Here is a 9,107-nt window from a genome sequence, read left to right on the forward strand (position 1 = left end):
CCGAGGCGACGCCGCGTGACCCGACGCCCGTGCCGTCCCCCGGAACGCCCCACCGGCGAGCGTCGATTGTCGAAACCGACTCAGCCGGGAGCCTCCCATGACCAGAACCGACCTCGCCCGCCTACGCAATATCGGCATCGCCGCCCACATCGACGCGGGCAAGACCACGATCACCGAACGAATCCTGTTCTACACCGGCGTGATTCACACCCTCGGTGAGGTGCACGACGGCACCGCCGTGATGGACCACATGGTGCAGGAGCGTGAGCACGGCATCACCATCACCTCGGCGGCGACCACGTGCGAATGGGCCGAGCACCAGATCACCGTCATCGACACCCCCGGCCACGTCGACTTCACCGCCGAGGTGGAGCGCACGCTGCGGGTGCTCGACGGCGCGGTCGCGGTGTTCGACGCCAAGGAGGGCGTGGAGGCGCAGTCGGAACAGGTGTGGCGCCAGGCCGACACCTACGGTGTGCCCCGGATCTGTTTCGTGAACAAGATGGACAAGCTCGGCGCCGATTTCGCCTTCACCGTGCGGACCATCGCGGAACGACTCGGCGTGCGCCCGCTGGTGATCCAGCTGCCCATCGGTGCCGAACGCGACTTCGAGGGCGTGATCGACCTGGTCGACATGACCGCGAAGCGCTGGCGCGGTGACACCGGCAACGGTGCCCGCTACGAAACCACTGTAATTCCGGAAGAACTGCGGGCCAGGGCGATCCAGCATCGAGAAGCGCTGCTGGCGACGGTCGCCGAAGCCGACGACGAGGTGCTCGAAAGCTACTTGTCCGGCAGACCGATCGCCGTCGACGTCCTGAAAGCCGCGATCCGGCGGATGACGCTCGACGCCACGGCCTACCCGGTGCTGTGTGGTTCGGCGCTGGCCAATATCGGCGTCCAACCGCTGCTGGACGCCATCGTCGACTACCTGCCTTCACCGGTGGATGTGGTTGCCGTGCACGGCTTCTCGATGGAAGGAACGCACGCGCATCGCGCGCCCGAGATCGCCGAGCCGTTCGCGGCCCTGGCGTTCAAGGTCGCGGCGCATCCGTTCTTCGGGACGCTGGTGTATCTGCGCGTGTACTCCGGCACCGTCGAACCCGGTGCCACCGTGCTGAATTCGACCAACGGACGAAAGGAGCGCCTGGGCAAACTGTTCCAGATGCACGCGAGCACCGAGATCGCGATCGATCGGGTGCGGGCGGGTCAGATCTGTGCCGTGATCGGCCTCAAAGCCACCGGCACCGGCGACACTCTGTGCGATCGGCACGACCCGATCGTGCTGGAGTCGATGACCTTCCCCGACCCGGTCCTGTCGGTCTCGATCGAACCGAGGACTCGCGCCGACCAGGACAAGCTCGGCACCGCCCTGGCTCGCCTGGCCGAGGAGGACCCGACGTTCACCGTGCACGTCGACGCCGAAACCGGACAGACGGTGATCGGCGGCATGGGCGAGCTGCATCTGGAAATCCTGGTCGACCGGCTGAAACGACAGTTCCGGGTGGACGCGACCATCGGCGAACCACGTGTGGCCTACCGCGAGACCGTCACCGCTCACGTCGATCTGCTCGAGCACACCCACCGCAAACAGGTGGGTGGGCGCGGGCAGTACGCGAAGGTGGCGATCGCGCTGGCCCCGCACGTGGCCGACGACGGGGCCGTCTACGAATTCCGCAACCAGGTCACCGGCGGGCGGGTGCCGAGGGAGTACATCCCCGCGGTCGACGCGGGCGCGCAAGACGCGCTCGCGGTGGGCCCGCTCGCCGGCTTCCCCCTGGTGAACGTGCTGGTGACGCTGCTCGACGGCGCCGCCCACGTGCAGGATTCCTCGGATCTGGCGTTCCGGCTGGCCGGTGCGGCAGCGGTGCGTGCGGCGGTGGCGCGCGCGAAGCCGGTGCTGCTCGAACCGATGATGGCCGTCGAGGTCGTCACGCCCGAGCAGTACGTCGGCGAGGTGATCGGTGATCTGAACACCCGGCGCGGCCGGATCACCGAGCTGACCGAGCGCGGCGGCGCCCACGTCGTCCGCGCGCTGACCCCGCTGTCGGAGATGTTCGGCTACATCGGCGATCTTCGCTCGAAAACCCGTGGCCGAGCGACCTTCTCGATGACGTTCGACTCCTACGCCCCGGTCCCACCGGAGGTCGCGAAGTCGATCATCGCGGGAAGCTGACCAAGATGTCGGTGGCGTCTCCTCAGGCGCCACCGACTCAGGGCGCCAAGGCGCCGACCGTCCACTCAGTCGTGTCCTCGACGACGATCGGAACCGGTGAAGCCGACCGATCCGCGCAGCAGTCGCAGTGCGTCGGCCGAGGACCCGTCGCGGGCGGTGTAGACCTCGAGCCGGTGGTCGGGGCTGTCGGGTTGTAGCCACACCTGATAGTCGACATCGACGCGGCCGACCGTCGGATGATGCAGCCGCATCGCGCCGACGGTGCAGTCGGCGACGTCACCCTCCGCCCACAGCGTCGCGAATTCCGCACTGCGCATGGCCAATTCGCCGATGAGTTCGGCCAGCCGCGCATCGGTGGGGTAACGGCCCGCGGTGAGCCGCAGGTAACCGACGTGGGTGCGGGCCAGCTCGTCCCAGTTGCGATGCAGGTCCTTGGTGAGCGGGTCGAGGAAGAACTGACGCGGGATCGAGGGGCGGTCCACCGGGTCGGCGGGGGCGGCGAAATCGAGGTGTTCGGCGAACAGCGCGTGCCCGCTGCCGTTCCAGGCGAGCACATCACCACGTCGGCCGAGAACGAGGGCGGGCACGGAGTCACCGAGCGCGTCGAGCAGGGCGAGCACCCGGGGATGGGCGTGTTCCGGTTCGTCGCGGGTCAGCCGTGGCGCCGCAGGCCGTCCGGCCAGGTTGTGCAGGTGTGCGGTTTCGGCGGCATCGAGCCGCAGCACCCGCGCGAGGGCATCGATGACCTGCGGCGACGCAGTACCCGCCTGATCCTGTTCGAGCCGGTGTAGTAGCCGGCGCTCACCCCGGCCACGGGCGCACGCTACGTACTTCATGTCGCCTGAACAGCGAACACCGCAGAATTCGTCGTTCAGTCTCACTGCAGGGGCTGGTCGTACGGTAGGTGGCATTGCGGCGCGCTCTCACACGAGCGGTGCGTTGGTGGTTGCCCATTCGGGTAGCGGGCAGGGGATGGTTGCGTTCAGGATTGCGCGGAGTGGCTTCGCGGAGAGCGGCTGCCAACAGAGGGTCGGCAAGGGCGAAGCCGATGTCGCGATGCGCGCCAGCCGTATCCGTCGTCTATTCGCTTGGCGAGCTCACGAGCGCCGGGCAGATCGTCGGCGGCGATCCGGTTCAGCACATGCTGCCGGCGGAACCCGCATGACTCGGGCAAATGTGGGGCAATGCTGTCACATCTCATCCGACGTCAGTGCGCCAACAGCGATCAATGCGCAAGTCGCGTCCGCGAAGTCGAAGACCGTGGCTGCAAGCGAGTTCCTGTACTTCGGTTCGGTAGCCCGAGTCCAGCTCAGCACGCGAGTAACCGTCGGCGGCCCGTCTCCCGCACTTGGGAGGCGGCTGACGAGTTCCTCGAGGACATGGTCACGAATGGGGACAACGACAGCCGGTATCGGATAGGGAGGAGTGCACGCCGCTTCTCGCTCGCTGTCGGTCACCGGGCGGTGGAATCCATCATCATCATCATCATCCAATCGCCGGAGGAACACCTAGCATGTTGAATCGCTGGCGGTTATCGCCCACCATCATGCGACGACTCGTCATCCGCTACATTCTGGCCGTCTGATCAACCCCGGAGGGCCCTGGAAGAGAGACTCGATCGCCCAGGGCTTCATGGTCAACCTGCCCTATCCGTGGTGGCCGCAACTCGAATGGTGCGAACTTCCCGATGGTGAACGTGTACAACTGCTTTGGCTGGTCTCGATCATCCCCGCCGAACATCGGTACGCCGTGACGGAGGGAACCCCTGCACTCGGACACCGTCTCGAGGCCCACGCGGTGCATACCTTGGACCCCCACCGCGCCTCCCTGCTGTAAGCCCACAATTCGGTAGTTGAGTGCGTTCGTCGGGTGGTGCCGTAGCCCTGGGATCGCGCGGGTCGCGGCAGCATAGTGCGACCGGATCGGCGCTCGTGGCGAGTCATACCCGAGAGGGGGCGTCAGCGAGTGTCGGATGACCGCCTGAACCGCAGGCACTTGCGGGCGATTGGGGGCACGATTCTGACATGCTGGTGGCATGGGGAAAAATCTCGAGGCGTCTGACTTCATTCCTGCGGGAGGAACTTGGAGCGGCCTGCTCTTCAGTAATCGAGCATTCGGGGTGGAGACGCAACTGACTCTGAGCTTCGACTTCGACTTCGAAGAAGTGGAGGTCGACGGTGATCGCGCAGCTCTCGGGCTGACTGTCGAATGGGCGCCCTGGCCTGCCGGTCTCACGTGGCAGCACCTCGCTGGCGCGGAAGTCAGATGCTCGACCTTCGGCGAGCCCGTTCAAGCGAGTGTCTACTACTACGAGCACCATTGCTTTGACGAGGTCTACCTCAAAGTCCTCGAGCAGACGGAAGACAAGATCCGAGTTCGCGTGGCAGTCTTCGGGGACATCGATCAGCTCGGCATCCCCACACTCACGGCAGAGACTTGGCTTTCGTTCAGTGGAATTTTCGTCCAGAACGAACCGCGTCCGCGGTCCCTGCCCGAAGCCGCAGCGGCACTGAATGCATGGACGTCGATCGAAGGTTTGACCGGCGCTGACAGAGGTTTCAACTATCTCTTTACTCCGGCAACTCCAGAGGCGACCGGATTTTGACTTGAAGCCGATGGCAAAACCATTCACGGGATCGCCGTGCGCGGTCATCAGCTCAGACCGCTCGACAAGCGGCAGAAGAGGTCACCGTCGCTGACTGTCGTGGGTTGCAGGACAAGATCGTCACTATCCGACAGAGCAACGCCCATGTTCCGTAAGGAGAGGTGGCATCGACTTTCCCCCACGGAGGCGGGCATTTGAGGAGGGTGTAACCGACATCTCACCCCGGTGAGGTGTGCACCCTACGTACTCCACGTCGCCTGAGCAGTGCAAATAGCACCTAAGAATCCGTCGGCCCAGTTCCATCACCGACCCGGTCAGCCGGGCTGCTAAAGCGGCATCGCAGTGCAGGAGAGCCTGGCCAGGTCGCGCGGTGAGCGGCAGAAGAGTGCGTTTGTCCCGAGATCGACATGGTCAATCGGTCGAAAAGAAGAGGGTGTCAGCGACATACCAACTGGGACCTCGTCCCTGCCCGCTCAGCCAGGTCTCGTGCTCGAATTCCAACTTCTCCACCAGGGTGGTGAGATCGTCGACGAAGTCTTGATCGATCTTGTCGATGACCGACCGATAGGCATCGGCGACAACTTTCGCTCGTGACAGTGCCAGGTGGCCGACTTCGGGGTATCCCTCCAACGAACCCGGTATGTGGAAGGGGATTTCGGCCGGCGGCCCGGCAAACAGGAACCCGAACGAACACAGTTCCTGAGGCACGCCACAGCGTTGAAGTTCCTCGTCCAGCTCGAAGAAGTACGAGATGGGGTTGCGAAAGTACCCGACCTCCACGGGATCGGAACCACTGCTGGCGATGATGATCTGCAGCGCGGCGTGATATGCGCAGCCTGCGTTTTCTCCTGGCGAATCGGCCAGGCCTCGGACCAGGTGATCGAGCGCGTCAGGTATGGACAGATCCCAGAAGATGTCTTGGTGATCGAGCGTGTCCTGATAGGCGCTTGCTCGTTCCTTCATAGCGTCAAGGACGCGCACCTGATTCGCGGTCAATGATGTTGCGCCGAAATACGAAAGAACGTTGTCGAGTTTGGCGCTACGCAACTCGATGAAGTGACTACCCATGCGCCCATGGTTGCAAGGCGCACCGACAAGAGCGGGTACTGGGATGCTCGCTCCTCGGCAGAAGCCGGACGTTCGTGGCCGCGCGCCCAGCGGCATTGCCGCTCACTACCGGGCAGAAGTCAGCTTGGAAGGATGCGATTCAGAACGCCTTTGCACGTCCGTTCAACCGGCTTGGCGCCACAGATCTCGATCGGGAGATCAATTCAGTAGCGCTGGTGGGCGCTGCGGCAGGATGATACGAGGATGAGACCCGCTGTCGGCGCTGCCCTGGCGCGGTGCGTGGAGTGCGGCGGCTACGAGTACGGCGGAGTGCCCGGCTGTGGTCGCTGTAGGCTCCTCGTCGACGGTATCGTCGAGCAGCAGTGGCGCCTGTTCCTCACCGACTGGCCGACCGAAAGTGAACTCGAAGTCGCCGAACTCGTTGCCGCCGAACCCGACCGACACGACTGGCGGATTGTCGACGGCGCCCTTGATCAGCTCGTCTGCGAGGAGTGCGGAAGCCATCTCGGCAGTGGTCCGGTGGACTGTTCTGCCTGCCACCGCGCACACGGATTCCGCTACGCCGCAATCGAAACCGACCGACCGGGAGTCCCGCAGGGTAACGAACATGCCATCCGCGTCAACATCTCGGTCGTCCGCCGACCGCACGTTACATCAGCACAAGAGCTATTGGCTCGGCGGCTCCTGCTACCTGCCCTACTGGTCGGATTCCTGCCCACCATCGCACAGGCGCAGCGCATCAGCGCGATGATCAAATCCGATCCCACACCAGAACGAGCTTCCGCCGTGCTGGAAACTTGCTTCGCACGGCAACGGCCCGACCGCCCTTCCTCGGTAAACGATCGGGAATCGGCTAACTGGGCGCGCCTCCAATCAGCGAGATGAACTCAGCCTATTGATCTTCCGGGGTATTGCGCGGCCGACCCGATCAGGGCGACAAGCGGCATGAGCGGACGTTCGCCAGTCCCCGCTCGGCGCAATAGCGGATGTCTGAAGAAAGTTGCTACAGGCTCGGCAGCGGGTCGTCGGCGTCCGGATAGCGACCGTTCTCCAATCTGCCGCACCCCCTCAACCGCGTCGCTGTCCTCGAGGGGACCGCCATCCTTCATGTAGTCCGCGAGCAACTCAGCTAGATGTTCTGTCACTGTGCCGCGACCGCTCCACCACGCCCGAACAGCCGAGAGAGTCCATCGCACGTCCCCATCCCAGGCATAGCCATCGAACGGGTCGGCGGCTGCTGCCTCGAGCAAGGATTCGACTTCGGCTGCGGACTTCGTCTGGCGGTAGACGAACTCGTTGTAGTACTCACAGCCGTAGAGCACGTTGTCTGGGGCGCGAATCCGTCCGGTCCAACGTGTATCGGTCTGTCCGGTGTAGAAGGGACCTGGCACGTTCATCCAGTGCCGGTCCTCCCACTTGTCCCCGTGGTAGACGGAATCGTTGAGATCGAGCGGATCCGAAGTCATCGGATCCCAGCGTCGCGGTTGGTCGCTCACCGCACGAGCCTTGCCTATCAGCGCGGCACGCGACCAGTGCGCGAGGATCAGTTCCGCTGTTCAGGACCGCAGTCCTCTTCCTCGTCGGCAGTCGTAGTAGACCAGGCCGAACACCTACGCCAGCCCAGCAACGGACTCCGACACCCACGTAGTCGCCGCGGCCGCCGCCGTGCGGCACGCGCTCCTCGGACTGGTCGCGCTGCGCGTCCTGCGCTCGCGTCCAGTGGATGTGGAGATCACGCAACCCGCCCCGCTGGTCGCTGACGAAGCGACCATCGGCGACGCTCCGATCGTTCGGGCGGCATCACATCACTGACCGAATGCGACGTGAACCACACTCCTGACCGGCGCACTGGTACAAACAAGCGAAAGGGAAGGACGAAATATATGAGCGCGCCGATCGTCATCGTCGGAGCGGGCCTGGCAGGCCTGCGCACCGCCGAGGAATTACGCCGAGCCGGGTACGAGGGGGGTGTGCTGCTCGTCGGGGACGAGGCGCGGCCACCGTACGATCGCCCACCGCTGTCCAAGCAGTTCGTGCGTGGCGAGACCGACGACACCACCCTGCGCCCGCCGGAGTTCTTCACCGAGAAGAACATCGAGCTGCGCGTCGGTACCGCGGTCGCCCGGGTGGACACCGCCGCGCGCACCCTCACCCTCGCCGACGGCGACACCATCGCCTACGACCAGCTCGTCATCGCCACGGGACTGCGCCCCCGCCGCCTGCCCGGGGTGGAGGAGGTGACGGGCGTGCACGTGCTGCGCGCCCACGACGACGCCGAATCGCTGCGCGCCGACCTGGCCGCCGCCCAGCGCGCCCTCATCGTCGGCGCCGGTTTCATCGGCTGCGAACTGGCCGCGAGCTTCCGCGCCGCGGGCAAGGACGTGACCCTCGTCGAACCGCAGCCTGCCCCGCTCGCGTCGGTACTCGGCGAGCAGATCGGTGGGTACGTGGCGCGGATGCACCGCGACCACGGTGTCGACCTGCACTGCGGCGTCGGTGTGGACACGCTGCGGGTGGACGTCGACGGGCACGTGCGCGGCGCGCTGCTCAGCGACGGTTCCGATATCGATGCCGACCTGGTGGTCATCGGGATCGGGTCGGTGCCCGCCACCGACTGGTTGGCCGGCTCCGGTATCGAACTGGCCGACCCGACGGCGGGCGGGGGCGTGCTCGCCGACGAGCTGGGTCGTACATCCGCTGAGGGTGTCTGGGCGGTCGGTGACGTGGCCGCCTGGCGTTACGGTGACATTCGCAAGCGGGTCGAGCATTGGACCAGTGCGGGTGAGCAGGCGAAGCTGGTGGTTACCGCGCTGCTCGGCGGCGCGGCTCCTACGGCTGCACGGGTGCCGTACTTCTGGAGCGATCAGTACGACGTCAAGATTCAGGCACTCGGTACGCCCGATCCTGCCGACGAGGTCACTGTCGTGTCCGAGGACGGGCACAAGTTTCTCGCCTACTACTCGAGGGACGGGATTCTCACCGCTGTGCTCGGGGCGGGGATGACGGCCCAGGTGATGAAGTTGCGTGCGAAGCTGGCCGCGCCTACGCCGGTGGCCGATCTGCTGGCTGCTACGTCGTGACTTTGGTTGGGTGACTGCCGCACTGCCGGCGGGATGGAAGCACTGCGGTGTTTGTGCACCGCAAAGGTGTTGGGCTGTGTTTATTGGAGCGCTGGCGCGCTCGAGCGCGGCCCCTGGGGGGCCGCGCGAACAGCGCTCGAGACTCGCGCTTCGCGCATGCGCTTCGAGCAGATCGGAA

At 65.2% G+C, this 9,107-nt stretch carries 8 protein-coding genes; 5 read left to right on the plus strand and 3 right to left on the minus strand.

Features of this window, described 5'->3' with window-relative positions; genetic code table 11:
- Positions 1-97 precede the first annotated feature (97 nt).
- Positions 98-2,176 (plus strand): elongation factor G, encoded by a 2,079-nt coding sequence (gene fusA / locus AB0I35_RS27925; RefSeq protein WP_357399310.1) that lies wholly within the window; start codon positions 98-100, stop codon positions 2,174-2,176.
- A gap of 65 nt (positions 2,177-2,241) precedes the next feature.
- Here fusA and AB0I35_RS27930 read toward each other — a convergent pair whose 3' ends face one another.
- Positions 2,242-3,012 (minus strand): transcriptional regulator, encoded by a 771-nt coding sequence (locus AB0I35_RS27930; protein WP_357399311.1) that lies wholly within the window; start codon positions 3,010-3,012, stop codon positions 2,242-2,244.
- Positions 3,013-3,700: 688 nt separating this feature from the next.
- Between AB0I35_RS27930 and AB0I35_RS27935 the strand changes: the two genes are divergently transcribed.
- Both AB0I35_RS27935 and AB0I35_RS27940 read left to right on the plus strand, forming a co-directional pair.
- Positions 3,701-4,012, plus strand: coding sequence for a suppressor of fused domain protein (locus AB0I35_RS27935; RefSeq protein WP_357399323.1), 312 nt, complete (start codon positions 3,701-3,703; stop codon positions 4,010-4,012).
- Positions 4,013-4,211: 199 nt separating this feature from the next.
- Entirely contained in the window at positions 4,212-4,781 is a 570-nt protein-coding gene (locus tag AB0I35_RS27940; protein ID WP_357399312.1) for a hypothetical protein, read from the plus strand.
- 411 nt (positions 4,782-5,192) lie between these two features.
- On the opposite strand, the gene AB0I35_RS27945 is transcribed toward AB0I35_RS27940, so the two are convergent.
- Positions 5,193-5,849: a hypothetical protein gene (locus tag AB0I35_RS27945; protein ID WP_357399314.1), complete on the minus strand. Its 657-nt coding sequence runs from the start codon at positions 5,847-5,849 to the stop codon at positions 5,193-5,195.
- Between the two features lie 243 nt (positions 5,850-6,092).
- Between AB0I35_RS27945 and AB0I35_RS27950 the strand changes: the two genes are divergently transcribed.
- Entirely contained in the window at positions 6,093-6,734 is a 642-nt protein-coding gene (locus AB0I35_RS27950; protein ID WP_357399315.1) for a hypothetical protein, read from the plus strand.
- Positions 6,735-6,736: 2 nt separating this feature from the next.
- Here the strand turns inward: AB0I35_RS27950 and AB0I35_RS27955 are convergent, their stop codons facing one another.
- Positions 6,737-7,345, minus strand: coding sequence for a hypothetical protein (locus AB0I35_RS27955; RefSeq protein WP_357399317.1), 609 nt, complete (start codon positions 7,343-7,345; stop codon positions 6,737-6,739).
- Positions 7,346-7,732: 387 nt separating this feature from the next.
- Between AB0I35_RS27955 and AB0I35_RS27960 the strand changes: the two genes are divergently transcribed.
- Complete coding sequence (locus AB0I35_RS27960) at positions 7,733-8,929, plus strand: FAD-dependent oxidoreductase (RefSeq protein ID WP_357399318.1); 1,197 nt, start codon at positions 7,733-7,735, stop codon at positions 8,927-8,929.
- The last annotated feature ends 178 nt before the right edge of the window (positions 8,930-9,107 follow it).

Origin of the sequence: Nocardia sp. NPDC050378 (genome assembly GCF_040655675.1) — a bacterium.
Classification (GTDB): domain Bacteria; phylum Actinomycetota; class Actinomycetes; order Mycobacteriales; family Mycobacteriaceae; genus Nocardia; species Nocardia coubleae.

Bases quoted from the DNA above. Each gene is read 5' to 3' on its own strand.
- fusA (WP_357399310.1), top strand. From the start codon at position 98: ATGACCAGAACCGACCTCGCCCGCCTACGCAATATCGGCATCGCCGCC.
- AB0I35_RS27930 (WP_357399311.1), bottom strand. From the start codon at position 3,012: ATGAAGTACGTAGCGTGCGCCCGTGGCCGGGGTGAGCGCCGGCTACTA.
- AB0I35_RS27940 (WP_357399312.1), top strand. From the start codon at position 4,212: ATGGGGAAAAATCTCGAGGCGTCTGACTTCATTCCTGCGGGAGGAACT.
- AB0I35_RS27945 (WP_357399314.1), bottom strand. From the start codon at position 5,849: ATGGGTAGTCACTTCATCGAGTTGCGTAGCGCCAAACTCGACAACGTT.
- AB0I35_RS27950 (WP_357399315.1), top strand. From the start codon at position 6,093: ATGAGACCCGCTGTCGGCGCTGCCCTGGCGCGGTGCGTGGAGTGCGGC.
- AB0I35_RS27960 (WP_357399318.1), top strand. From the start codon at position 7,733: ATGAGCGCGCCGATCGTCATCGTCGGAGCGGGCCTGGCAGGCCTGCGC.